General features: G+C 62.8%; 23 protein-coding genes. 11 read left to right on the plus strand and 12 right to left on the minus strand.

Translation table 11 applies throughout. The annotated features are described in order from the left end of the window. Positions 1–16: 16 nt before the first annotated feature. A complete protein-coding gene (locus O4H53_RS05505) occupies positions 17–391 on the plus strand; it encodes a VOC family protein (protein WP_269361970.1) in 375 nt (124 codons plus the stop codon). Positions 392–497: 106 nt separating this feature from the next. Here O4H53_RS05505 and O4H53_RS05510 read toward each other — a convergent pair whose 3' ends face one another. The 4 genes from O4H53_RS05510 to O4H53_RS05525 all read right to left on the minus strand — a co-directional run bounded on the left by O4H53_RS05510 (position 498) and on the right by O4H53_RS05525 (position 4,282). Next, on the minus strand, positions 498–1,340 hold the full coding sequence (locus tag O4H53_RS05510; RefSeq protein ID WP_269361971.1) for a class I SAM-dependent methyltransferase: 843 nt from the start codon (positions 1,338–1,340) through the stop codon (positions 498–500). Beyond that, the gene (locus O4H53_RS05515) at positions 1,337–3,382 is read right to left on the minus strand and encodes an ASKHA domain-containing protein (RefSeq protein WP_269361972.1); all 2,046 of its coding nucleotides are present in this window, start codon (positions 3,380–3,382) and stop codon (positions 1,337–1,339) included. The genes O4H53_RS05510 and O4H53_RS05515 overlap by 4 nt, the downstream gene beginning before the upstream one ends. Positions 3,383–3,542: 160 nt before the next feature. Beyond that, entirely contained in the window at positions 3,543–3,749 is a 207-nt protein-coding gene (locus O4H53_RS05520; RefSeq protein WP_269361974.1) for a helix-turn-helix domain-containing protein, read from the minus strand. Continuing rightward, positions 3,749–4,282 carry a hypothetical protein gene (locus tag O4H53_RS05525; protein WP_269361975.1) on the minus strand — a complete coding sequence of 178 codons (534 nt, stop codon included), beginning with the start codon at positions 4,280–4,282 and terminating at the stop codon, positions 3,749–3,751. Before O4H53_RS05525 ends, O4H53_RS05520 begins: the two co-directional genes overlap by 1 nt. An 87-nt stretch (positions 4,283–4,369) precedes the next feature. Here O4H53_RS05525 and O4H53_RS05530 point away from each other — a divergent pair, with 87 nt between their 5' ends. The 4 genes from O4H53_RS05530 to O4H53_RS05545 all read left to right on the plus strand — a co-directional run bounded on the left by O4H53_RS05530 (position 4,370) and on the right by O4H53_RS05545 (position 9,965). Then, positions 4,370–4,735, plus strand: a complete 366-nt coding sequence (locus O4H53_RS05530) for a hypothetical protein (RefSeq protein ID WP_269361977.1) — start codon at positions 4,370–4,372, stop codon at positions 4,733–4,735. A gap of 106 nt (positions 4,736–4,841) precedes the next feature. Next, positions 4,842–6,290, plus strand: coding sequence for an IMP dehydrogenase (gene guaB / locus O4H53_RS05535; protein ID WP_269361979.1), 1,449 nt, complete (start codon positions 4,842–4,844; stop codon positions 6,288–6,290). A 56-nt stretch (positions 6,291–6,346) separates the two neighbouring features. Further along, positions 6,347–7,513, plus strand: coding sequence for an RsmB/NOP family class I SAM-dependent RNA methyltransferase (locus tag O4H53_RS05540; RefSeq protein ID WP_269361981.1), 1,167 nt, complete (start codon positions 6,347–6,349; stop codon positions 7,511–7,513). A gap of 247 nt (positions 7,514–7,760) precedes the next feature. Continuing rightward, the gene (locus O4H53_RS05545; protein ID WP_269362086.1) at positions 7,761–9,965 is read left to right on the plus strand and encodes an ATP-binding response regulator; all 2,205 of its coding nucleotides are present in this window, start codon (positions 7,761–7,763) and stop codon (positions 9,963–9,965) included. A 93-nt stretch (positions 9,966–10,058) separates the two neighbouring features. Here the strand turns inward: O4H53_RS05545 and O4H53_RS05550 are convergent, their stop codons facing one another. Beyond that, complete coding sequence (locus O4H53_RS05550; RefSeq protein ID WP_269361983.1) at positions 10,059–10,652, minus strand: gamma-glutamyl kinase; 594 nt, start codon at positions 10,650–10,652, stop codon at positions 10,059–10,061. A 202-nt stretch (positions 10,653–10,854) separates the two neighbouring features. On the opposite strand from O4H53_RS05550, the gene recA reads away from it, so the two are divergent. The 3 genes from recA to O4H53_RS05565 all read left to right on the plus strand — a co-directional run bounded on the left by recA (position 10,855) and on the right by O4H53_RS05565 (position 15,015). Next, on the plus strand, positions 10,855–11,925 hold the full coding sequence (recA, locus tag O4H53_RS05555; protein WP_269361985.1) for a recombinase RecA: 1,071 nt from the start codon (positions 10,855–10,857) through the stop codon (positions 11,923–11,925). Positions 11,926–12,068: 143 nt separating this feature from the next. Then, a complete protein-coding gene (alaS, locus tag O4H53_RS05560; RefSeq protein WP_269361987.1) occupies positions 12,069–14,726 on the plus strand; it encodes an alanine--tRNA ligase in 2,658 nt (885 codons plus the stop codon). 1 nt (position 14,727) lies between these two features. Beyond that, positions 14,728–15,015: a DUF1330 domain-containing protein gene (locus O4H53_RS05565; RefSeq protein WP_269361989.1), complete on the plus strand. Its 288-nt coding sequence runs from the start codon at positions 14,728–14,730 to the stop codon at positions 15,013–15,015. Positions 15,016–15,082: 67 nt separating this feature from the next. On the opposite strand, the gene typA is transcribed toward O4H53_RS05565, so the two are convergent. The 3 genes from typA to O4H53_RS05580 form a co-directional block, all read right to left on the minus strand. Beyond that, positions 15,083–16,900, minus strand: a complete 1,818-nt coding sequence (typA, locus tag O4H53_RS05570) for a translational GTPase TypA (protein WP_114277221.1) — start codon at positions 16,898–16,900, stop codon at positions 15,083–15,085. Positions 16,901–17,026: 126 nt separating this feature from the next. Then, positions 17,027–17,362 carry a DMT family transporter gene (locus O4H53_RS05575; RefSeq protein WP_269361992.1) on the minus strand — a complete coding sequence of 112 codons (336 nt, stop codon included), beginning with the start codon at positions 17,360–17,362 and terminating at the stop codon, positions 17,027–17,029. A gap of 9 nt (positions 17,363–17,371) precedes the next feature. Continuing rightward, positions 17,372–17,830: an Lrp/AsnC family transcriptional regulator gene (locus tag O4H53_RS05580; RefSeq protein WP_269361993.1), complete on the minus strand. Its 459-nt coding sequence runs from the start codon at positions 17,828–17,830 to the stop codon at positions 17,372–17,374. Positions 17,831–17,942: 112 nt separating this feature from the next. Here O4H53_RS05580 and O4H53_RS05585 point away from each other — a divergent pair, with 112 nt between their 5' ends. Then, positions 17,943–18,149, plus strand: coding sequence for a DUF6356 family protein (locus O4H53_RS05585; protein ID WP_269361995.1), 207 nt, complete (start codon positions 17,943–17,945; stop codon positions 18,147–18,149). 3 nt (positions 18,150–18,152) lie between these two features. Further along, positions 18,153–18,947 (plus strand): class II glutamine amidotransferase, encoded by a 795-nt coding sequence (locus tag O4H53_RS05590; protein ID WP_269361996.1) that lies wholly within the window; start codon positions 18,153–18,155, stop codon positions 18,945–18,947. An 88-nt stretch (positions 18,948–19,035) separates the two neighbouring features. Here O4H53_RS05590 and O4H53_RS05595 read toward each other — a convergent pair whose 3' ends face one another. The 4 genes from O4H53_RS05595 to O4H53_RS05610 form a co-directional block, all read right to left on the minus strand. Beyond that, the gene (locus O4H53_RS05595) at positions 19,036–20,250 is read right to left on the minus strand and encodes an NADP-dependent isocitrate dehydrogenase (RefSeq protein ID WP_114277216.1); all 1,215 of its coding nucleotides are present in this window, start codon (positions 20,248–20,250) and stop codon (positions 19,036–19,038) included. 143 nt (positions 20,251–20,393) lie between these two features. After that, positions 20,394–20,987: an HD domain-containing protein gene (locus O4H53_RS05600; RefSeq protein ID WP_269361998.1), complete on the minus strand. Its 594-nt coding sequence runs from the start codon at positions 20,985–20,987 to the stop codon at positions 20,394–20,396. Continuing rightward, a complete protein-coding gene (locus tag O4H53_RS05605) occupies positions 20,984–21,223 on the minus strand; it encodes a hypothetical protein (RefSeq protein WP_269362000.1) in 240 nt (79 codons plus the stop codon). Before O4H53_RS05605 ends, O4H53_RS05600 begins: the two co-directional genes overlap by 4 nt. Positions 21,224–21,236: 13 nt before the next feature. Beyond that, positions 21,237–21,890, minus strand: a complete 654-nt coding sequence (locus tag O4H53_RS05610) for an alpha/beta hydrolase (RefSeq protein ID WP_067291253.1) — start codon at positions 21,888–21,890, stop codon at positions 21,237–21,239. A gap of 187 nt (positions 21,891–22,077) precedes the next feature. Between O4H53_RS05610 and O4H53_RS05615 the strand changes: the two genes are divergently transcribed. After that, entirely contained in the window at positions 22,078–22,536 is a 459-nt protein-coding gene (locus tag O4H53_RS05615) for an Rrf2 family transcriptional regulator (protein WP_269362003.1), read from the plus strand. Positions 22,537–22,613: the final 77 nt, after the last annotated feature.

Genomic DNA, 22,613 nt, shown 5'->3' on the forward strand with positions numbered 1-22,613 from the left:
CAAAGCGGAGGACAGGATGAGTTACAAACCTGACGGATACAACAGCGCGTCGCCCTATCTGATGGTCCGCGATGCCAATGCGACCCTGGGCTTTCTGGAAGCCGCCTTCGGCGCCACCCGCCTGCGGGTGATCCCGGGCGAGGGCGGCAAGGGGATCATGCATGCAGAGGCGCTTGTGGATGATACGGTGATCATGATGGGCGAAATGCCGGAAAGCACCGAAGCCCATGTGCATGTCTATGTGGCGGAGGCGGAAGCGGCCTTTGCCCGTGCGCTGGCGGCCGGCGGGACGGAGGTGCAACCGCTGACGGACAAGGGCGACGGCGACCTGCGCGGCGGGGTGCGGGATGCCAATGGCGTCACCTGGTGGATCTCCCGGCAGCTGGATTAAAGTTTCCGGTTTTCGTTGAAACGAAGCATCGCCAATGTCCCGGGATCGCCAAAGGCGCGGCAGGGTGTTGGCGATACGACATGAACTGGAAACGCTATAGGCGGGATCAGCCCTTGGTCCGGGCGGTGAAGAGGTTGATCTGCGCGGGAATGCGGATGCCCTTTGGCGTTTCGAAGGGTTCCAGACCTGCAATCAGCGCGTCAACCAGCCGTGCGCGGTCGGCGTCATCCGCCTCGAAATGGGTCAGGGCCCGCTGGGCCGGGCCGATGTCGCAAAGCAATTGCGCCACCTGCGCCGCGTCGCCCGGCGGTGTCAGGTCCAAGGGCAGCACGCGGGCCTTGATCTCTACCAGCCCCGCCGCGTCCAGCAATGCGACAACCTTTTGCCTGTCGCGCAGGGCGAAGGGGCCGGGCGCATCCGGATCAGTCTTGGGGACCGCGCCGATCACCGTCTTTGCGATGGCGGCCGGCATGGTGAAATAGGGGTTCTCCGCGATGTCACCCCAGGTGGCAAAGCTCAGCTGCGCACCAGGGCGCAACCCGCTGGCGATATTGGCAAAGGCCGCCTGGGTGTTTTCAAAGAACATCACGCCAAAGCGGGAAATCATCGCGTCGAACTGATCCGGCTCGAAGTCGAACGTCTGCGCATCGCCCTGGATGAACGTCAGGCCGGGGGCATCCGCCGTTGACAGGCGGGCATGGGCCAGAAGCGCATGAGAGATGTCCAGCCCGCAGGCGCTGCCATCGTGTCCGGCCAGCCGTGCCGCCGCCGCTGTGCTGGTGCCGGCACCGCAGCCGATGTCGAGTACCCTGTCGCCCCGCCGGATATGCGCCGCGCCAAGCACATGGTCGAGCACCGGCGCAAGGGCGCGGTCCATGTTTTCCATCTGGGCCACCCAGATCGGGCCTGCCTGAGCGTTCCAGAATTCCTGTTGCTCTGCGTTGCTCATCCCCGGCGCCGCCTGCGTCTGCCGCCGGAATCGCCGCCGTGATCGCCCCCGGTGTTGAAGGTGGCTGTCGGCAGGGTGACGATGGAGTGGAGGATCGGAAAGGGTTCAACCGCGTTGGGGATGGCGGAAGCATTGACGAAATGCTCCTGAAAGCGCGGTTCGATCGCGGTTTCGACCTTGTGGATGTCGCGCACGGTCTGTTCGATCTCGGCCCGCGCGTCGGTGTTCAGCAGGGCAATCCGCGCGCCGGTCCCGGCGGCGTTTCCGGCCGATGTCACCTTGTCCAGCGGCGCATCGGGGATCATGCCCAGCACCATGGCATGTTTGGTGCTGATATGCGCGCCGAAGGCACCGGCCAGCACGATGCGGTCCACCTTGTCGACGCCGAATTTGTCCATCAGCAGCCGCGCCCCGGAATAAAGCGCCGCCTTGGCCATCTGGATCTCGCGGATGTCGCGGTTGGTGACGGTGATCAGCGGGCCGCCATTGCCGGTGCCGTCATAGACCAGGTAGGAATTGGTGCGCCCGTCGGCAAAGACCGCAGGTGATCCGGTCTGCTCTGCCGTGCCGATCAGGCCGGGGGCGTCGACGATGCCGTGGATGCGCATCTCTGCCACCATCTCGATGATGCCGGAGCCGCAGATGCCGGTGACGCCGGTGGTGGCGATTTCGGCCTCGAAACCGGGGTCATCGGACCACAGGTCGCTGCCGATCACCTTGAAGCGTGGCAGCTTGGTCACCGGGTCGATCTCCACCCGTTCGATGGCACCGGGGGCGGCGCGCTGACCGGAGCTGATCTGCGCGCCCTCGAAGGCCGGGCCGGTGGGCGAGGAACAGGCCAGCACCTTGGTCTTGTTGCCCAGCAGGATTTCCGCATTGGTGCCCACGTCGACCACCAGCACCAGATCCTCGGATTTGTCCGGTGCCTCGCTCAGCGCGACGGCAGCGGCATCCGCGCCCACATGGCCCGCGATACAGGGCAGCAGATAGACCCGCGCCGAGGGGTGAATGTTGAGGTCGAGATCATCGGCGCGCAGGCGCATGGCGTTGGAGGTGGCCAGCGCAAAGGGCGCCTGACCCAGCTCGAAAGGGTCGATGCCCAGAAACAGGTGGTGCATCACCGGGTTGCAGACAAAGACCGCGTCGACAATCAGGTTCTTGTCCACATTGCCTTCGGTTGCGATCTGGGTGAACAGCGCATTCATGCCTTCGCGCACCGCGCGGGTCATTTCCTCGGCACCCCTGGGGTTCATCATCGAATAGCTGACCCGGCTCATCAGGTCTTCGCCAAAGCGGATCTGCGGGTTCATCACCCCTGACGAGGCCAGCACCGCGCCGGTTTGCAGATCACACAGATGCGCGGCGATGGTGGTTGACCCCAGATCGACCGCCAGCCCATAGACCGTGCCATCGTAATATCCCGGCCAGATATGCATGATGCGGGGCGGGTTTTCCGTATCGCCCAGATGCACGGCGACCGTCACCTTCCACTCGCCCTTGCGCAGGATCGGTTGCATCATTTGCAGGATGTGCAGGTCTGCATTGACCTTTTCGAGGTTCCATTGTTCACGCAGCGCATCGCGCAGGCGTTCCAGATCGCCCGAGGGGTCGTGCATGTCCGGTTCGGCCACTTCGATATAGAACAGCTTGGTCGAGGGGTTGAGAACGATCTCGCGCGCTTCGGCGCGTTTGCGCACGACCTGTTTGTGCACCTGGCTTTCGGGGGGCACGTCGATCACCACGTCACCCTGCACGGTTGCCTGACAGCCCAGCCTGCGCCCTTCCTTCAGCCCGCGCTTGTCCTTGTAGCGCTGCTCCACCGAGTTCCATTCACTCAGCGCGTTGCCGCTGACGGTAACGCCGTGTTTGGAAAATTCGCCGTAGCTGGGCGTGATCTGGCATTTCGAGCAGATGCCGCGCCCGCCGCAGACCGAATCCAGGTCAACCCCCAGCTGCCGCGCCGCCGTCAGGATCGGCGTGCCGACAGGGAAGTTTCCCCGCTTGCCGGAGGGGGTGAAGATCACCAGGGGATCGCTGCTCATCTCGTGCCGTCCTTAACTGCTTTTGGCCACCATAGCGCCCCCTGCGGCAGGTGGAAGCCAAAGGGCGGCAATAAATGAACGCTGGGCGTCATTTGCGCCATCCCTTTGCCGTCACGGCGACGATTTTCGCGCGTGTCAGCCCCCGGGGAAACCCCCGCGATCAGTCGCGGCGAAAGGTGAAGAGGTCGCCGGGCTGGCAGTCAAGGTAGTCGCAGATCTTTGCCAGCGTCTCGAAACGTACCCCTTTGACCTTGCCCTGCCGCAGCAGTGAAAGATTGGCCTGGGTGATGCCGATGTGTTTGGCCAATGCGCGCCCGCTCACGCCACGTTGCGCCAGGATCACGGCAAGATGTACCTCGATCTGCATCAGACGAACTGCTTGTTTTCGGCATCCAGTGCCGCCGCTTCGACGATGATCCAGGCCAGGATCCAGACTCCGGCGGCCAGGAGCATCGTCTGCAGATCACCCATGCCGAAACGCAGGCTCAGCGCGCCCTGTTCTTGACCAATTGAGAGGATCACGCCGGTCAGCGGGACCACAGCCACCCGCATCAAGGCAGAAACGAACAAGGCCACCGCAAAGCGTTTGAGCGCGCCAAACACCACGGGAGCGAAACAGGCGCCGCGACCAAAGGAGATCAGCGCGGGCCGCAGCGCCCACAGCCCCCAGGACAGCAACAGGGCAGGCAGGCTTGCAACAAGGGCAATCAAAAGCTGCGTGCCGGAGGAAAGGGCCGATGGCGGCGGGACGACATGGGCAGATGCAGCGAGCATGTCGAAAGGAAGCAGCAGCACCGTGATGAACACCAAAGGCGGAAGCGCGACTGCCAGAACTAGTGTTGCTGCGGCAAGAATCCTGCTCCACCACATGATGCGTTTTTGACGGTTGACCTGATCCATTTCAACTCTCCCTGGTATTGGACTTGATCTTTATTAAGCAGATGAATTATCGTTTAGCAATAATTAATTGCTGTTTAGGAGTAAACAATGCGCCGCCACCTTGCCATACTGCTGATCGCCCTTGTCTGCGGCACAGGCCCCGCAGCAGCGGATCAACGCGCGCCAGCGTTGGGCCTTGACCGCCTTTTCGCCTGGATGGATCGCGCCCGGACCGATCCCGAAGAAAAGAAGAGGCTGGGTGTCTACCTGCGTCAGGTCATCGGACAGGCCATGGCAGAGGACCGGCAGTCTGGCAGGCCGACCATATGTGCCGCAGCGGGGCAGGGGCAGTTCGACGCGGTGGACTTCTGGCGATACGCCAGCGCCCGCGCGCCCGGACCCGCCGATCAAAGCAGGATGGATGCGGCGGTGATGATCGTTCAGTTCGTCCGGCATCAGAATCCCTGCCGATGACACGCGATACAGAACCATCCGCAAATGGACGCAATAGGTCTTTCCAATCCAGACCATCCGTGAAATATGAAACCGCCAAATGAACCCATCCAAGCCGAGGTGTAAAATGGAGATTCGTGAGGCCCTGACCTTTGACGATGTATTGCTTGTTCCCGCAGCGTCGTCTGTATTGCCATCCACCGCAGATACCCGCACGCATGTGACCAGATCCATTGCGCTGAACATTCCGCTGCTGAGTTCCGCCATGGATACCGTGACCGAGGGGCGCATGGCGATTGCCATGGCGCAGGCCGGCGGCATGGGGGTGGTTCACCGCAACCTGACCATTGACGAACAGGCCCGCGAGATCCGCCGGGTCAAACGGTTTGAATCCGGCATCGTCTATAACCCGATCACCCTGACCCCGGAACAGACCCTGGCCGATGCCAAGGCGCTGCAGGAACGCTATAACGTCACCGGATTTCCGGTTGTCGATGACACCGGGCGTGTCGTGGGGATCGTGACCAACCGCGACATGCGCTTTGCCAGCGATGACAAGACCCCGGTGCGGGTGATGATGTCTTCGGTAAACCTTGCCATCCTGCACGAGCCGGCGGACCGTGAAGAGGCGATCAGCCTGATGAAGGCGCGCCGCATCGAAAAGCTGCTGGTGACCGATGCCAAGGGCAAGCTGACCGGTCTGCTGACGCTCAAGGATACCGAACAGGCCGTGCTGAACCCCACCGCCTGCAAGGACGCGCTGGGGCGGTTGCGGGTCGCGGCGGCCACCACCGTGGGCGACGCGGGCTTTGAACGGTCGCAGGCGCTGGTGGATGCCGGTGCCGACATGATCGTGATCGACACCGCCCATGGCCATTCCGAAGGAGTGGCGCTTGCGGTCAAACGGGTCAAGGCGCTGTCCAACGAGGTGCAGGTGGTCGCGGGCAATGTCGCTACGGCCGGGGCAACCCGCGCCCTGATCGACGCCGGTGCCGATGCGATCAAGGTCGGCATTGGCCCCGGCTCCATCTGCACCACGCGCATGGTGGCAGGTGTTGGCGTGCCGCAGCTGACCGCCATCATGGATTGTGCCGCGGCGGCGGGTGAGATCCCCGTCATCGCCGATGGCGGCATCAAGTTTTCGGGCGATTTCGCCAAGGCCATTGCCGCTGGCGCATCCTGTGCCATGGTTGGCTCCATGATCGCAGGCACCGATGAGAGCCCCGGAGAAGTCATTCTTTATCAAGGCCGTAGCTTCAAGTCTTATCGTGGAATGGGTTCGCTTGGCGCGATGGCAAGCGGATCGGCCGACCGCTATTTCCAAAAGGATGCCGCGAGCGACAAGCTGGTGCCCGAAGGCATCGAGGGCCAGGTGGCCTACAAGGGCAGCGCGGCGGCCGTTGTGCACCAGATGGTCGGCGGTCTGCGGGCTGCGATGGGCTATACCGGCTGTGCCACCGTCGAAGAGATGCGCAAGAACTGCAGTTTTGTCAGGATCACCGGGGCGGGGCTGAAGGAAAGCCACGTGCATGACGTTCAGATCACCCGCGAGTCACCCAACTACCGCGCCGGATAGGGGAATATCATGAATTTCAATCTGTTGCGCGACGTTCTTGATGTGATTGCAGCCCGATGACCCCGGGGGCGCGGGTCGCGGCGGCGATTGAAATCCTTGATGACATCCAGGGCGGTCAGGCGGCGGAACAGGCGCTGACCCGCTGGGCCCGGCGCAGCCGTTTTGCTGGTTCCAAGGACCGTGCGGCAATCCGGGACCATGTCTTTGACGTGTTGCGCTGCCGTTCGCTGGCGGCGCATTTCGGGCGCGGTGAGGCCGGACGCCAGCTCATGCTGGGGCTGCTTCATCTGCAAGAGGCTGATATCGCGGCGTTATTCACCGGCGATGGCCATGCCCCCGAACCCGCGACCGCGGCAGAACTGGATTTTCCCGCGCCGCCCGAAGACCGTCCAACCCTGTGGTGCCTGCCGGAATGGCTGGTGACCCCTTTCGAAGCGTCGCTGGGGGAAGATGCCGCCCGCACTGCCGGCGCGCTTCAGGCGCGCGCCCCGATTGTGCTGCGCGTCAATCTTGCCCGCATCCAGCGGCAGGCCGCCGCAGACATGCTGCGCGAACAGGGGGTGGAGACCGCGGTGAACCCGCTGGCAGAGGCGGCCCTGACCGTGACCGAAGGGCATCGCCGCATTCGCAATTCATCCGCCTTTGCCGAAGGGTTGATCGAGCTTCAGGACGCCGCAAGCCAGGCCGTTGTTGCCGCCCTGCCGGCGGGCGGACGGGTGCTGGATTATTGCGCAGGCGGCGGGGGCAAGGCGCTGGCCCTGGCGATGGACCCGGCGCGGCAGGTCACCGCCCATGACATCGCGCCCGCCCGGATGGCCGATCTGCCCGCCCGCGCGGCACGGGCGGGTGTCACCGTGGCACTTGCCGAAACCGCGACGCTGGCAGATGCCGCCCCCTTCGATGTGGTGCTTTGCGATGCGCCCTGTTCCGGCTCGGGTGCCTGGCGCCGCGCCGCAGAGGGAAAATGGACCCTGACGCCTGCGCGCCTCGCTGAATTGACCGCGCTCCAGGACGAGATCCTTGACCGCGCCGCAGCGCTTGTCGGGCCCTCGGGCCTTTTGGCCTATGCCACCTGCTCGGTTCTGCGGGCGGAAAACGAGGACCGGCTGGCGGCCTTTCTGTCGCGAAACCCCGGCTGGACCTGCAGCTTTGCGCATCGTTTTGCCGTCGATGCGGCGGGAGACGGTTTCTATACTGCGCAGTTGACGCGGGTATCAGGCTAATCATACTCAACTTTGGGATGCATCTCTGCTGTGGTTAAGGTTCGATTAACCCGGGAGACGCTTAATGGAGGACGATTCGAGGGCCGTCGGAGGATAGATTTTGTCTGTATCGCTGGGGCAGAACGCGCCGGACGTTATTGCCGAACCGCGGCCGCCGGTGCCGCCGGTTGGCGCGGCGCCGCTGCGGGTGCGCAACAGACAAACCTGGCTGCTGGTGATCCTGGGGGCGGTGCTGGTCGCTGTGGGCATGTTCGTGTCGCAGCGGATATTTGCGCTGGCTCTGTTCTGCTCCGGGGCGACGCTGGTGATGGTGGGCGGCGTTCTGGGCCTGCGCGCGGCGGGTCAGGCCGTCCGCCGGTCCGGGCTGGTCGATACCATCGAGACCTTTATTGAACATGATACCATCCCCTGTTTTATTGCCGAAAGGGACGGTCTGATTCACGGCGCGAACCGCGCCGCGCATCGCCTCTTCGAGCGCGATAGTTTCACGACGCTTGGCGCGGCCCTGACCGAAACCTTTGCGAATCCGGCGGGCATTCTCTACCGGTTGCAATCGCGCGCCGATGCCAGCGGTGCCGCGCAGGAGGATGTCGCGACACGGGCCGGGCATCTGCGCGTGGCGGTCCATGAGATCGCGCAGGACCGGTTCCTGTGGCGGCTTGAGAACATGGGCGCGCGGACCGCTGCGCGCACCCCGCACGACGGGGTGCAACTGCCGATGCTGATGCTGGGGCGCAGCGGCGCGGTGCTTTTTACCAATGATGCCGCGCGGCGGCTGCTTGGCGGACGGGTCAAGACGCTTGATCGCATTTTCACGGAACTGCCCGTCGTGCCCGGGACGCTGGCAGAAGTATCCTGCCCTGACGGGCCGCGCCGGATGCTGGTGGCGGAAATGGATGCCGGGGCCGGGCGCCGCGTGATCTTTCTGCTGCCGCCACCGGAGGCGTCCCTGGAGGCGCCGATGCAGGGGTGGCAGGCCTTTCAGGACATGCCTGTGCCGATGATAAAGGTGGCACCCGACGGTGCCGTGCGCTCTTTCAACCGGATGGCGGCGGGGCTGATCGGCACCAAGCTGGTTGAAGGCGCCAATATTTCGCAACTGATGGAGGGGCTGGGCCGTCCGATCGCGGATTGGCTGAATGACACGCTGTCCAACCGGATGGTCCAGAAGTCGGAATTCCTGCGGCTGACCCGCACCGACAAGGAAACTTTCGTGCAAGTGGTGCTGAATCGGATTATGGAAGACGGCGAACGGGCGCTTATTGCCGTGCTGCACGACGCAACAGAACTGAAGTCACTGGAGGCGCAATTCGTGCAAAGCCAGAAAATGCAGGCAATCGGCCAGTTGGCAGGCGGTGTCGCGCATGATTTCAACAATTTGCTGACAGCAATCTCGGGCCATTGCGACCTGCTGCTGCTGCGCCACGACCAGGGCGATGCCGATTATGGGGACCTGATCCAGATCAACCAGAACGCCAACCGTGCCGCCGGGCTGGTGCGCCAGCTGCTGGCCTTTTCGCGCAAACAGACCCTGCGGCCGGAAACGCTGGACCTGCGCGACACCTTGGCGGATCTGACCCATCTGCTGAACCGGCTGGTCGGCGAAAAGGTGACCCTCACGCTCAGCCATGATCCGGTGTTGCGCCCAATCCGCGCCGACAAGCGTCAGCTCGAACAGGTTCTGATGAACCTCGTGGTCAATGCCCGCGACGCCATGCCGGCGGGCGGTGAGATCAGGATCGTCACGGAATGCCTGACGCTGGAAGAGCCGCTGACACGGGACCGCGTCACCGTGCCGGCCGGTGACTATGTGACCGTCGAGGTGATTGACAGCGGGCTGGGCATTGCTTCGGACAAGCTGCAAAAGGTGTTCGAGCCGTTTTTCACCACCAAGCGCACGGGCGAGGGGACCGGCCTCGGCCTGTCGACCGCCTATGGCATCGTCAAGCAGACCGGCGGGTTCATCTTTGTCGATTCCCAGCCCGGCGTCGGCACCACCTTCGTGCTGTATTTCCCGGTGCATGACCACAGTCCGGAGGTGTCGCCGCGGCCCGATGTCGCGGAGCGGTCAAACGCGTCCGATGCATCGGACGGGGTTGTCCTGCTGGTGGAGGACGAGGCCCCGGTGCGCGCCTTTGCCAGCCGGGCGCTGCGTCTGCGCGGATTTACCGTCCTTGAGGCTGAATCGGCAGAGGCGGCGTTAAAGACCCTGGAAGACGAAAACCTTACCGTGGATGTCTTTGTGACCGACGTGGTGATGCCCGGCATGGATGGCCCCAGCTGGGTGCGCGAGGCGCTGAAGGAACGGCCGGACGTGCGGGTCGTCTTTGTCTCCGGCTATGCCGAAGACAGTTTCGGAGAGGAGCAAAGCAGGATACCGAATTCCGTTTTCCTGCCGAAACCGTTTTCACTGAACGAACTGACCGAGATGGTGCACAAGCAGATGCATTGAGCCGGGTGCTTCGAATTGGGGGAGGTGTGAGCTACGGTCCGGTCCGGACGAATATGGCCGGCAGCGACCCCTGAACCACCTGTGGCACCGGCACTACGGGATGGAGTGGTAAAGCGCGAATTCCTCGGCGCATTTGCGGCGAAACCGCTCCTCGACCTCCGGAGAAAGCCTGAGCGCCATCGCGGGGGAGACGTTTTCGCGGGCAAGGGACAATGTCACTTCCAGACGTTCTTCGAGAAAGGCCTTGAGCCTCGGCTGGTCTTCGTAGCGGAAGAAATGGGTGACCCCGGTGCCGTTCGGCTGGCTTTTCATGAACTGGGCCTGGCTGCCCACATCGGCAAAACCGGGTTTGTTCCCCTTCATATAGGCCAGGGCAAAATCGTCGAAACTGATGCCATGGGTCGCATTCGGCTTGCCCTCCATGAAGGGGCGCTGGCGGTAGCGGTACCAGCTGCCCAGCCAGGAGACCGGCTCGCGCATCACCGCCATGACTTCCAGTTCGACCCCGCAGACCCTTTCGAACATGGGCCGGATGAAGCGATTGTAGCGATAGACAGGCGCGTGTTTCAGCATCGGCGGGTCGGAGATCACCATGTCCGCCCGCGCCGCAAGCGCACTTTCATAGGCGGTTGTCCCGGTTTTCGGCACCGACAGGAAGGCCAGGCGTTCCTTAAAGAAAACAAGCATTTAAGGGGGCCTCGCGCGTTAGATCATCCCGGGTTGTCGCCGTAAACTACTTCTTAACCCATTCCCGTAAAAGATGGGGAAAGAAATAAAGTGATTGAAATGTTCCACTTTTGGTCCCATAGAGAACATTAACGGAACAAAAAACCGGCGCAGGACGGCGATTGCCGATCCCGCGCCACTATGACACTAAGGGAACGGGCATATGGCAACGGCAGATTTATTGACAATGGACAACAAGAAGTCGGCGGAAAAGCAGAAGGCGCTGGACAGCGCCCTGGCCCAGATCGAACGGCAGTTCGGCAAGGGTTCGATCATGAAACTGGGCGCGGAAGGTGCGATTCAGGACATCACGGCAAGTTCCACGGGATCGCTGGGGCTGGACATCGCGCTTGGCATCGGCGGCCTGCCGATGGGCCGGATCGTCGAGATCTACGGCCCCGAATCCTCCGGCAAGACAACGCTGACGCTGCACTGCCTTGCAGAGCAGCAGAAGGCCGGCGGCGTCTGTGCCTTTGTGGATGCGGAACACGCGCTTGACCCGCAATATGCCCGCAAGCTGGGCGTGGACATCGACGAGCTGCTGATCTCGCAGCCCGATACCGGCGAACAGGCGCTTGAGATCACCGATACGCTGGTCCGCTCCGGCGCGGTCAATATGGTTGTTGTCGATTCGGTTGCCGCGCTGACGCCGAAATCCGAGCTTGAGGGCGACATGGGCGACAGCAGCGTCGGCGTGCAGGCCCGCCTGATGAGCCAGGCCATGCGCAAGCTGACCGGCTCGATCAGCCGGACCCAGTGCACGGTGATCTTCATCAACCAGATCCGGATGAAGATCGGCGTCATGTTCGGCAGCCCCGAAACCACAACGGGCGGCAATGCGCTGAAATTCTACTCTTCGGTCCGCCTCGACATCCGCCGCATCGGCGCGCTCAAGGACCGTGACGAGGTGGTGGGCAATGCAACCCGCGTCAAGGTCGTGAAGAACAAGGTCGCGCCGCCCTTCAAACAGGTGGAATTCGACATCATGTATGGCGAAGGCATCTCCAAGATGGGTGAGCTGCTGGACCTCGGCGTCAAGGCGGGCGTGGTCGACAAATCCGGCTCCTGGTTCTCTTACGGGGATGAGCGGATCGGGCAGGGCCGTGAAAACGCCAAGGCCTTCCTGAAGGAAAACACCGCCATGGCGATGGAGATCGAAGACAAGATCCGCGCGGCGCATGGTCTGGATTTCAACGGTTCCGACACGGATGATGCGGACATTCTGGAAGCCTGAGGCCCGGACCACATTGCAATCCTTGCAAGACATCAGGGGCGCGCCGGCGGGCAGCGCCCCTTTTTCCATGCCGGACCTGTGGACAGGCAAGCCTGCCAAGGCTATCTGACAACGACGCGTATTTGCCCCGGAAGGCCTGACCGATGAAGACCCTGAACGAAATCCGCTCCAGTTTCCTGTCCTATTTCGACAAGAACGGACACCAGGTTGTCCCTTCAAGCCCGCTGGTGCCCCGCAACGACCCGACGCTGATGTTCACGGCGGCGGGCATGGTGCAGTTCAAGAACCTGTTCACCGGGGTCGAAACCCGCGACTACACACGTGCCGCCACCGCGCAGAAATGCGTGCGCGCAGGCGGCAAGCACAACGATCTGGACAATGTCGGCTATACCGCGCGCCACCACACGTTTTTCGAGATGCTGGGCAACTTCAGCTTTGGCGATTATTTCAAATCCGAAGCGATCCCGCTGGCCTGGGACCTGCTGACCAAGGTGTTCGGCATCGACGAAAAGCGCCTGCTGGTGACGGTCTATCATACCGATGACGAAGCGGTGGCGATCTGGAAGAAACATGCGGGTCTGAGCGATGACCGCATCATCCGCATCGCGACGGATGACAATTTCTGGTCGGCCGGTCCCACCGGGCCCTGCGGCCCCTGCACCGAGATCTTCTATGATCACGGCGATCACATCTGGGGTGGCCCTCCGGGCAGCCCGGAGGAGGATGGCGACCGCTTTGTCGAGATCTGGAATCTCGTCTTCATGCAATACGAACAATTCGAGGACGGCACCCGCCGCGACCTGCCGAACCAGTCGATCGACACCGGCATGGGGATCGAACGGGTTGCCGCGCTGTTGCAGGGCACCAATGACAATTACGCCACCGATCTGATGCGCGCGCTGATCGAGGCCTCGGCAGATGCCTCCAGCACCGATCCGGACGGGCCGGGCCGGACGCACCACCGGGTCATCGCAGATCATTTGCGCTCCACCTCCTTCCTGATCGCGGACGGGGTCATGCCCGCCAACGACGGGCGCGGTTATGTGCTGCGCCGGATCATGCGCCGGGCGATGCGCCATGCGCATCTGCTGGGGGTCCAGGACCCGCTGATGCACCGTCTGGTGCCGGCACTGGTCAGCCAGATGGGCGCGGCATACCCTGAACTGGGGCAGGCGCAATCGCTGATCACCGAAACCCTGCTGAACGAGGAAACCCGCTTCAAGCAGACGCTGGACCGGGGCCTGCGCCTGCTGGAGGACGAGGTCAGCGGCCTGCCGGAGGGGGCGAACCTGTCGGGGCAGGCGGCCTTCAAGCTTTATGACACTTTCGGCTTCCCGCTGGACCTGACGCAGGACGCGCTGCGCGAGCAGGGGCGCGCGGTGGATATTGAAGGTTTTGACACGGCCATGGCAGAGCAGAAGGCCAAGGCCCGCGCGGCCTGGGCCGGGTCTGGCGAGGCGGCGGATGCAACCGTCTGGTTCGACGTGGCCGAAAAGAACGGCCCGACCGAGTTTCTGGGCTATGAGACCGAAACCGCAGAGGGCCAGATCAAGGCGCTGGTGATGGAAGGCGTGTTGACGGAACTGGCCCGCGAGGGCGACAGCATCCAGGTCGCCTTCAACCAGACGCCTTTCTATGCGGAATCCGGTGGCCAGGTCGGTGACACGGGTGTGATCCGCACCGGCACCGGTGAAATCACCATCACGGATACCCGCAAGGCGGCAGGCGTCTTTGCCCATTTCGGCAAGGTGACAAAGGGCGAGGTCAAGGTGGGGCAGGCGGCCGTGCTGGAAGTGGATCATGCGCGGCGCACCGCCATCCGGGCCAACCATTCGGCCACGCACCTGCTGCACGAGGCGCTGCGGGGCGCCCTGGGCGATCACGTGGCACAGCGCGGCTCGCTCAATGCGCCGGACCGGCTGAGGTTCGATTTCAGCCATGCCAAGGGGCTGACCGCCGCTGAACTGGCGCAGGTCGAAGCGGAGGTGAACAGCTTCATCCGCCAGAATGCCACTGTCGATACAAGGATCATGACACCGGATGACGCGCGCGCGCTTGGGGCGCAGGCGCTGTTTGGCGAAAAATACGGCGACGAGGTGCGCGTGGTCTCGATGGGCCATCAGGCCGGATCGGGCAAGGGGAATGACCGGAACACCTATTCGCTCGAACTCTGCGGCGGCACCCATGTGCGCCAGACCGGGGATATCGGGGCCTTTGTGCTGCTGGGCGACAGCGCCAGCAGTGCCGGTGTGCGCCGGATCGAGGCGCTGACGGGAGCGGAGGCGCTGGCCTGGCTGCGTGAACAGCAATCGGCATTGTCGCGTGTCGCAGAGGCGCTCAAATCCGCGCCGGGTGATGTGCCGGACCGGGTCCGCGGCCTGATGGATGAACGCAAGAGCCTGGCGAATGAAGTGGCGCAGCTGCGCCGTGAACTGGCCATGTCGGGGGGCGGTGCGGCCGCACCGGATACCCGCGAGGTCGGCGGGATCAAGTTCATCGCCCAGGTGCTGAGCGGCGTGACGGGCAAGGATCTGCCCGCGCTGGTGGACGAACACAAGGCGCGGCTGGGCACGGGCGCTGTGCTGCTGATCGCCGATGCGGGCGGCAAGGCTGCCGTTGCCGCAGGGGTGACGGCGGATCTGACGGACCGGTTGTCTGCGGTGGATATCCTCAAGGCCGCAGTGGCCGAACTGGGGGGCAAGGGCGGCGGCGGACGGCCTGACATGGCGCAGGGCGGCGGTGCCAGCACTGAAAATGCGCAGGCGGCGATTGCCGCTGCGGAAAAGGTAATGGGAGGATAACATGCCTGCACTCTGGATCGCTCATGTCACCGTCACGGACGAAGAGGCCTACAAGAAATACGCCGCAGGCGCGACGGTTGCCATCGCCGATCATGGCGGCGAATTCATCGCGCGGGGGGGGCGCTTCGTGCAGCTCGAAGGTAAGGCGCGCCCGCGCAATGTCGTGGCCCGTTTTCCGGACCTGGAATCAGCGGAAAAATGTTATCATTCAGATGCCTATCAGGCGGCTTTGAGCCATGCGCGCGGCGCATCTGAACGTGAACTGGTGATTGTGGAGACCAGCGCATAACGCTGGTCTGCTTTCTTTTTGGCCTTAAATATTCCCGGGGTCCGGGGCAGCGCCCCGGAATCTCCCGTCAGGCCGATTTTGCCATCCGCTTGCGTTCATGCGGGTCCAGGAAGCGCTTGCGCAGCCGGATCGCATTTGGCGTCACTTCAACCAGCTCATCATCGTCGATATAGGCGATGGCTTCTTCCAGCGAGAGCGTGATCGGCGTGGTCAGGCGCACCGCCTCATCCGTGCCGGAGGCGCGCACGTTGGTCAGTTTCTTGCCCTTCAGCGGGTTCACTTCCAGGTCGTTGTCGCGGGAATGTTCGCCAATGATCATGCCGGTATAGACGTCGGCCTGGGCGCCGATCATCATTCTGCCGCGTTCTTCGAGGTTCCACAGGGCATAGGCCACCGAGGTGCCGTTTTCCATCGAGATCAGGACGCCCGCGCGGCGGCCCGGGATCGGACCCTTGTGTGGCGCCCAGCTGTGGAACACGCGGTTCAGCACGCCGGTGCCGCGGGTATCGGTCAGGAATTCGCCGTGATAGCCGATCAGCCCGCGGGAGGGGACATGGGCCACAATACGTGTCTTGCCCGCACCGGCCGGTTTCATCTCGACCAGTTCGCCGCGCCGCACGCCGGTGATCTTTTCGATCACCGCACCGGAATATTCGTCGTCCACGTCAATGGTGGCTTCCTCGATCGGCTCGTGCCGCTCGCCGTCGATGTCACGGAACAGCACCTGCGGGCGGGAGATCGACAGTTCGAACCCTTCGCGGCGCATGTTCTCGATCAGCACGCCCATCTGCAATTCGCCCCGTCCGGCAACCTCAAAGGCTTCGCCGCCGGGTGTGTCGCTGATCTTGATGGCGACGTTTGATTCCGCTTCCTTGTGCAGGCGCTCGCGGATGACGCGGGATTGCACCTTTTTGCCATCGCGCCCGGCCAGCGGGGAATCGTTGATGCCGAAGGTCACGGTGATGGTGGGCGGATCAATCGGCTGGGCCGGGATCGCCTCGGTCACGCTCTGGTCTGCCAGGGTGTCGGCCACGGTGGCCTTGGTCATGCCGGCAATGGAGACGATGTCACCTGCCTCGGCCACGTCGATGGCGGTCTGCTCCAGCCCGCGATAGGCGAGGATCTTAGTGCAGCGGAAATTCTCGATCAGCTTGCCGTCGCGCGACATCGCCTTGATCGTCTGGCCTGCCTTCAGCGTGCCGGATTCGACCCGGCCGGTCAGCAGGCGCCCCAGGAAGGGATCACCGCCAAGGGTGGTGGCCAGCATGGTGAAGGGCTGGTCGATATCGGAAAGCTGCTTGGGCGCCGGGACATGTTTGAGGATCAGTTCGAACAATGCGTCCAGACCCTTGCGCGGCCCGTCCAGCGAATGATCTGCCCAGCCGGCGCGGCCGGAGGCATACATGGCCGGGAAATCCAGCTGCTCTTCACTTGCGTCGAGGTTGGCAAAAAGGTCGAACACCTCGTCCAGGGCGCGGTCCGGCTCGCCGTCGGGCTTGTCGACCTTGTTGATCACCACGATGGGCCGCAGGCCCAGTTTCAGCGCCTTGGAGGTCACGAATTTGGTTTGCGGCATCGGGCCTTCGGCGGCATCCACCAGCAGCACCACACCGTCGACCATGGACAGGATACGCTCCACCTCGCCACCGAAATCGGCGTGGCCGGGGGTGTCGACGATGTTGATCCGCGTGCCCTTCCACTCGACCGAAGTCGGCTTGGCAAAAATCGTGATGCCACGCTCGCGTTCCAGATCGTTGCTGTCCATGGCGCGTTCGGTGGTCGCCTGGTTTTCGCGGTAGGTGCCCGATTGTTTGAGCAATTCGTCCACCAGAGTCGTCTTGCCGTGGTCAACGTGTGCGATGATTGCGATATTGCGCAGGTCCATGGGGTCAGCCTTTTTGCGGGAGTTGCGCGCGCCATACCGTGCAGACGCAGCAAAGGCCAGCCCTAAAGCAGTTTCAGCCCTTTCATCATGGCATCTGCCGGCCCTGTGCCGCAGCGTCAGGGGCGTTCAGTGGGTCGAGGCGGTGGAAAAGAGATGGATCACCAGTATCCCCGCGATGATCAGGGACAGCCCCAGCACCGCAGGCAGGTCGAGACGCTGACCAAAAAGGACATAGCCGATCCCCGCGATCAGCACGATCCCGAGGCCGGACCAGATCGCATAGACGATCCCCACCGGCATCACCTTGAGCGCCAGCGCCATGAAATAGAACGACGCACCATAGAACAGCACCACGCAGACCGAAGGCCAAAGCCGGGTGAATTGCTGGCTGGCCTGCAGGGCGGTGGTGCCGATGGTTTCGGTCAGGATGGCGATGAAGAGCCAGAGATAATGCAGCGGCATGGGCGGTCCTTACAGGGGCAGGGCGGTTGTTTCCTTGATCTCTTCCATGACGAAACTGGCCGAGACATCGGAGAGCGGCACCTTGCGGATCAGGCTTTGGTAAAGGCGGTCGTACCCCGCCATATCCGCAACCTGCGCCCGGATCAAATAGTCCAGCTCGCCGGACATCCGGTAGACGCCCATGATTTCCGGCATGGCGCGGGTGGCGGTGGAGAACCGTTCCAGCCAGTCGGGCGCATGGGCATTGGTGCGGACCTGGATAAAGACGGTGAGCGGCAGGCCCAGACGCGCGGCATCCAGCAGCGCCACGCGCCCCTTGATCACGCCCGCCTCCTCCATCTGGCGCATGCGCCGCCAGCAGGCATTGCGCGACAGGCCCACCGTCGCGCCGAGGGTTTCGAGCGATTGCCCCGCGTCGCGTTGCAGTTCCACCAGGATACGGCGGTCTATGTTGTCGATGTTATGCATGATCGGATAATGATGGGAGGATATCCCATGATCAAGGCAAAATTCGATATCTTTGGGAAAACTTCTTGTGCCGGATGGCCTAGGTTGGCGGCAACCAACCAAGGAGAGTTTGATGTTCGCACGCGTATTTCTGGACCACCCCGCCAAGGTCGATGAGAGCTTTTTCGAACATATGCTGTTCGCGCTGCGGTTTTCCGCATTGTTGTTCGCGGCGGCCGGTGCGGCGCTGGTGCATGCGCTGATCCCCTGCCTGTTCGAAAAGACGGCGAGCGGCATCATCGCCAGGCTTTACGCCCGCACCCACAACCGGGGCCAGTAACCCATGTGCCGCTGGGCGGCCTGGCAGGGCGCGCCATTGTTCCTGAGCGAGATCATCTCGGCCCCGGATCATTCCTTGATCCGCCAGTCCCGCGATGCCACCGAATGCAAGACCGCGATCAATGCGGATGGGTTCGGTCTGGCCTGGTACGACCGGCGGCCGGAGCCGGGGCTTTATCGTGATGTCTATCCGGCCTGGTCGGACCCGAACCTGCGGTCGCTGGCCGAGCAGGTGCAGGCGCGGCTGTTCCTGGCGCATGTGCGCGCCTCCACCGGGACGGCGACCAGCCGCAACAACTGCCATCCCTTCGTGCAGGGGCGGTGGAGTTTCATGCACAACGGACAGGTGGGCGGTTTCGAGCGGTTCCGCAAATCCGCCGACATGATGATCGAGGATGCGCTTTATCCGCACCGCAAGGGTGCCACGGACAGCGAGGCATTGTTTCTGGTGGCCTGCGGCCTGGGCATCGACACGGATCCGCAGGGCGCCATGGCCCGCAGCGTGGCGCGTTTCGAGGCGCTGTCGCGCGCCCAGGGGACAGGCCCGCACATGCGCATGGCCGCGGCGCTGTCGGACGGGCATACGCTTTACGCCCTGCGCTATGCCTCGGACGATCTGGCGCCGTCCTTGTTCTATCGCTGGTGCGCGGACTGGCAGGGCTGGGCCGTCGTCTCTGAACCCTATGATCTGGATCAGACAGGCTGGACAGAGGTGCCGCAGGGCAGTTTCTGCCGGTTCACGCCTGATGGCTGCGAGATCACGGGATTTGCACCCGAAACGGTGGCGCGCGCCGCCTGAGATCGGCTGCCCCGGAAAACCCGGCAGTCTTTCGCAAGATCTGCCGGTGAAAAGGAAAGGGCCGCGCAGTTGCGCGGCCCTTGAATGTTCAGCCTGCCAGGGCCTTGTTCAGGTTCTCGTCCACTTTTTCGAGGAAACCCATGGTGGTCAGCCACTTCTGGTCGGGGCCGACCAGCAGGGCGAGGTCCTTGGTCATGTGACCGGATTCGACCGTATCCACCACGACTTTCTCAAGCGTTGTGGCAAAGTTGGTCAGCGCCTCGTTGCCATCCAGCTTGCCGCGGTGCTTCAGGCCGCCGGTCCAGGCGTAGATCGACGCGATGGAGTTGGTCGATGTCTCTTCGCCCTTCTGGTGCTGGCGGTAGTGACGTGTCACCGTGCCATGCGCCGCCTCGGCCTCGACGGTCTGGCCATCGGGGGTCATCAGGATGGAGGTCATCAGGCCCAGCGAGCCAAAGCCCTGTGCCACGGTGTCGGACTGCACGTCGCCATCGTAGTTCTTGCAGGCCCAGACATAGCCGCCGTTCCATTTCATCGCACAGGCAACCATGTCGTCGATCAGGCGGTGCTCATAGGTGATGCCCGCTTCCTTGAACTTGTCGGCGAATTCTTCGTCAAAGACCTGCTGGAACAGGATCATGAACTGACCGTCATAATTCTTGAGGATCGTGTTCTTGGTGGACAGGTACACCGGCCAGCCGCGCTGAAGGCCATAGTTCATGGAGGCGCGGGCGAAATCCTTGATCGATTCATCAAGGTTGTACATCGCCATGTAGACACCCGATGCCGGGGCCTTGAACACTTCTTCCTCGATCACGGTGCCGTCTTCGCCGACGAATTTCATCGACAAGGTGCCGGCGCCGGGGAATTTCATGTCCGTGGCGCGGTACTGGTCGCCATAGGCGTGACGGCCGATGACGATGGGTTTGGTCCAGCCGGGCACAAGGCGCGGCACGTTCTTGCAGATGATCGGCTCGCGGAACACGACGCCGCCCAGGATGTTGCGGATGGTGCCGTTGGGCGAACGCCACATTTTCTTGAGGCCAAATTCCTCGACCCGGGCTTCGTCCGGCGTGATGGTCGCGCATTTGACGCCAACGCCGTATTTCTTGATCGCTTCGGCGGCGTCGATGGTGATCTGATCGTCTGTCTCGTCGCGCGCCTCGATGCCGAGATCGTAGTATTTCAGGTCGATGTCGAGGTAGGGCAGGATCAGCTTTTTCTTGATGAAATCCCAGATGATCCGGGTCATTTCATCGCCGTCAAGCTCGACGACGGGGTTTTCTACCTTGATCTTTGACATGAAGCCTATCCCTTTCGGTTATGGAGAACTGTTGCGCCGCGCATAGCGCAAAACGCGGGCAGGGGAAAGCGGTATACGATAGTATACAGAACTTGATCTGCAGATTCCGGCGCAACTGCCGCGAATATGTGCCCTGCGGGCGCTCAGGTGGATTTTTGTGCGGCGAAAAACGCGGCGATCCGGGCTTTGGCATAGTCCCACAGGCCCGGTGCGCCGATGGCGATCTTGCTGCCGACGCGGTCGTGGATCTGCGCTTCGGTCACGTCGTAATCGGTCCAGCTGCCGCCACCGCTGGCAAGATTCTGCATCGGCGGCTGGAACCTGTCCAGCGACTTGGCGAATTGCGCGGAGGGGGTGCTGGCGGCTTCGAATTCTTCCCAGATGGCGCGCAGGTGGTCGCGCTGATCCTCCGGCAGCAGGCCAAAGATACGGTCGGCGGCGGCCTGTTCTGCCGCTTCGATCGCGGCATGGTCCAGCTGGCCGAAGATCGGATTGTCGCCCGCGTCGATTTCCACCAGATCGTGCAGGATCAACATCTTGATCACCAAGTTGATCTCCACCTCCGGGCCGGCCTGATCGGCCAGCACAAGGGCATAGAGCGTGAGATGCCAGGAATGTTCAGCGGAGTTTTCATAGCGCGACCCGTCGCAGAGTTCGGTCGCACGGATGGTGTTCTTGAGCTTGTCGGCCTCGACCAGAAAGTCGATCTGCCGGTCGAGACGGGTCTTTTCCGTCATGCCTTGGGATGCGCTTCGCGGTGCGACTTGAGCTTTTTGCGCAGGAAGGCGCGGCCCTGATCATTGGCCATCCGGGTGCGGATGGCGGTCAGGAACGCCTCTTCAAGGGTCTGCGATGAGGCCCCGAGCACGTTCCCGACCTCCATGAACAGCCGGTCCTCTCCGGTTTCGTTCTGGACCGCCAGGCATTCTTCGGCCAGTCTGTTGGCCATTTCGATGACGACCGGATCGGCCATGCGGGTGCTCCTGTCAGCGGGTGGTTTCGGTCAGGCGGCGCTTGACGTAATCGGTTGTTGTCCCGATCAGCGTGTCCATATGCGGCTCTTCAAAGAAATGCCCGGCACCTTCGACCTGTTCATGGGTGATGGTGATGCCCTTTTGTTCGTGCAGCTTGCTGACCAGATTGACCGTATCGGCGGGCGGTGCCACGCGGTCTGCGGTGCCGTTGATCACCAGGCCGGAAGACGGGCAGGGGGCGAGAAAGCTGAAATCGTACATGTTGGCGGGGGGCGCGACCGAGATGAAGCCGGTGATTTCCGGGCGCCGCATCAGCAATTGCATGCCGATCCATGCGCCAAAGGAGAACCCGGCGACCCAGCAGTGTTTGGAATTGTTGTTCATCGACTGCAGGTAATCCAGCGCCGAGGCGGCGTCAGACAATTCACCGATGCCCTGATCGTATTCGCCCTGGCTGCGGCCGACGCCACGGAAATTGAACCGCAGTACGGTAAAGCCCATGTTGTAGAAGGCGTAATGCAGGTTGTAGACAACCTTGTGATTCATCGTCCCGCCAAATTGCGGATGCGGATGCAGCACGATGGCGATGGGCGCGTCGCGTTCCTTTTGCGGGTGATAGCGGCCTTCGAGGCGGCCTTCTGGTCCGGGAAAGATAACCTCTGGCATGGGCGTCCCTGTTTGCGGGTTCCAAATGGCTGGCAGAATGGCGCGGTCTATAGTTGACGACTTCACTCAGGCACTTTAGAACGGTTCTAATCTGTATGGGCCGGACCGTAGGACCGGATCAGAAAAGGGATGTATGCGCATCACGCGTCCGCGTCAATCAATGCGGGCATAATGGGGACGGCTGGATATGAAACTATCGACAAAGGGACGCTATGCGATGGTGGCGCTGGCCGATATCGCGCTGCAACCGGGTGACAGGCTGGTCTCGCTGGGCGACATCGCTGAGCGGCAGTCGATTTCACTGCCCTATCTGGAACAATTGTTCGTCAAGCTGCGCCGCGCCGAACTGGTGGCGTCGGTGCGCGGCCCCGGCGGCGGCTACCGGCTGTCGCGGCCGCCGTCGGATATCCGGGTGGTCGATATCCTGTCGGCGGTCGATGAAAAGGTGGATGCGATGCACAAGGGGGCCGGGGCTTCTGGCGGGCTGTCTGGCAGCCGTGCGCAATCGCTGACCAACCGTTTGTGGGAGGGGCTGAGCGCGCATGTCTATGTCTTCCTGCACCAGACCCGCCTGTCGGATGTGATCTCGAACGAACTGGCGCCCTGTCCGGCGGTGCCGAACCTCTTTGCCGTGGTGGATGAGTGATGCGGTGTGATCTGAATGCCGCGCAAGCGCGACGCGATTCAGGGATGAATGGGGGACGCTGTCCCCCAAACCCCCTG

Origin of the sequence: Sulfitobacter sp. G21635-S1 (genome assembly GCF_027213915.1) — a bacterium.
GTDB lineage: Bacteria > Pseudomonadota > Alphaproteobacteria > Rhodobacterales > Rhodobacteraceae > Sulfitobacter.

Excerpts from the sequence above, each read along its gene's own strand:
- O4H53_RS05590 (WP_269361996.1), top strand. The coding sequence starts at position 18,153 with ATGTGCCGCTGGGCGGCCTGGCAGGGCGCGCCATTGTTCCTGAGCGAG.
- guaB (WP_269361979.1), top strand. The coding sequence starts at position 4,842 with ATGGAGATTCGTGAGGCCCTGACCTTTGACGATGTATTGCTTGTTCCC.
- O4H53_RS05540 (WP_269361981.1), top strand. The coding sequence starts at position 6,347 with ATGACCCCGGGGGCGCGGGTCGCGGCGGCGATTGAAATCCTTGATGAC.
- O4H53_RS05595 (WP_114277216.1), bottom strand. The coding sequence starts at position 20,250 with ATGTCAAAGATCAAGGTAGAAAACCCCGTCGTCGAGCTTGACGGCGAT.
- O4H53_RS05605 (WP_269362000.1), bottom strand. The coding sequence starts at position 21,223 with ATGGCCGATCCGGTCGTCATCGAAATGGCCAACAGACTGGCCGAAGAA.
- O4H53_RS05600 (WP_269361998.1), bottom strand. The coding sequence starts at position 20,987 with ATGACGGAAAAGACCCGTCTCGACCGGCAGATCGACTTTCTGGTCGAG.
- recA (WP_269361985.1), top strand. The coding sequence starts at position 10,855 with ATGGCAACGGCAGATTTATTGACAATGGACAACAAGAAGTCGGCGGAA.
- O4H53_RS05580 (WP_269361993.1), bottom strand. The coding sequence starts at position 17,830 with ATGCATAACATCGACAACATAGACCGCCGTATCCTGGTGGAACTGCAA.
- O4H53_RS05505 (WP_269361970.1), top strand. The coding sequence starts at position 17 with ATGAGTTACAAACCTGACGGATACAACAGCGCGTCGCCCTATCTGATG.
- alaS (WP_269361987.1), top strand. The coding sequence starts at position 12,069 with ATGAAGACCCTGAACGAAATCCGCTCCAGTTTCCTGTCCTATTTCGAC.
- O4H53_RS05585 (WP_269361995.1), top strand. The coding sequence starts at position 17,943 with ATGTTCGCACGCGTATTTCTGGACCACCCCGCCAAGGTCGATGAGAGC.
- O4H53_RS05515 (WP_269361972.1), bottom strand. The coding sequence starts at position 3,382 with ATGAGCAGCGATCCCCTGGTGATCTTCACCCCCTCCGGCAAGCGGGGA.
- O4H53_RS05565 (WP_269361989.1), top strand. The coding sequence starts at position 14,728 with ATGCCTGCACTCTGGATCGCTCATGTCACCGTCACGGACGAAGAGGCC.
- O4H53_RS05525 (WP_269361975.1), bottom strand. The coding sequence starts at position 4,282 with ATGGATCAGGTCAACCGTCAAAAACGCATCATGTGGTGGAGCAGGATT.
- O4H53_RS05550 (WP_269361983.1), bottom strand. The coding sequence starts at position 10,652 with ATGCTTGTTTTCTTTAAGGAACGCCTGGCCTTCCTGTCGGTGCCGAAA.
- O4H53_RS05530 (WP_269361977.1), top strand. The coding sequence starts at position 4,370 with ATGCGCCGCCACCTTGCCATACTGCTGATCGCCCTTGTCTGCGGCACA.
- O4H53_RS05510 (WP_269361971.1), bottom strand. The coding sequence starts at position 1,340 with ATGAGCAACGCAGAGCAACAGGAATTCTGGAACGCTCAGGCAGGCCCG.
- typA (WP_114277221.1), bottom strand. The coding sequence starts at position 16,900 with ATGGACCTGCGCAATATCGCAATCATCGCACACGTTGACCACGGCAAG.
- O4H53_RS05610 (WP_067291253.1), bottom strand. The coding sequence starts at position 21,890 with ATGCCAGAGGTTATCTTTCCCGGACCAGAAGGCCGCCTCGAAGGCCGC.
- O4H53_RS05520 (WP_269361974.1), bottom strand. The coding sequence starts at position 3,749 with ATGCAGATCGAGGTACATCTTGCCGTGATCCTGGCGCAACGTGGCGTG.
- O4H53_RS05545 (WP_269362086.1), top strand. The coding sequence starts at position 7,761 with ATGTTCGTGTCGCAGCGGATATTTGCGCTGGCTCTGTTCTGCTCCGGG.
- O4H53_RS05615 (WP_269362003.1), top strand. The coding sequence starts at position 22,078 with ATGAAACTATCGACAAAGGGACGCTATGCGATGGTGGCGCTGGCCGAT.
- O4H53_RS05575 (WP_269361992.1), bottom strand. The coding sequence starts at position 17,362 with ATGCCGCTGCATTATCTCTGGCTCTTCATCGCCATCCTGACCGAAACC.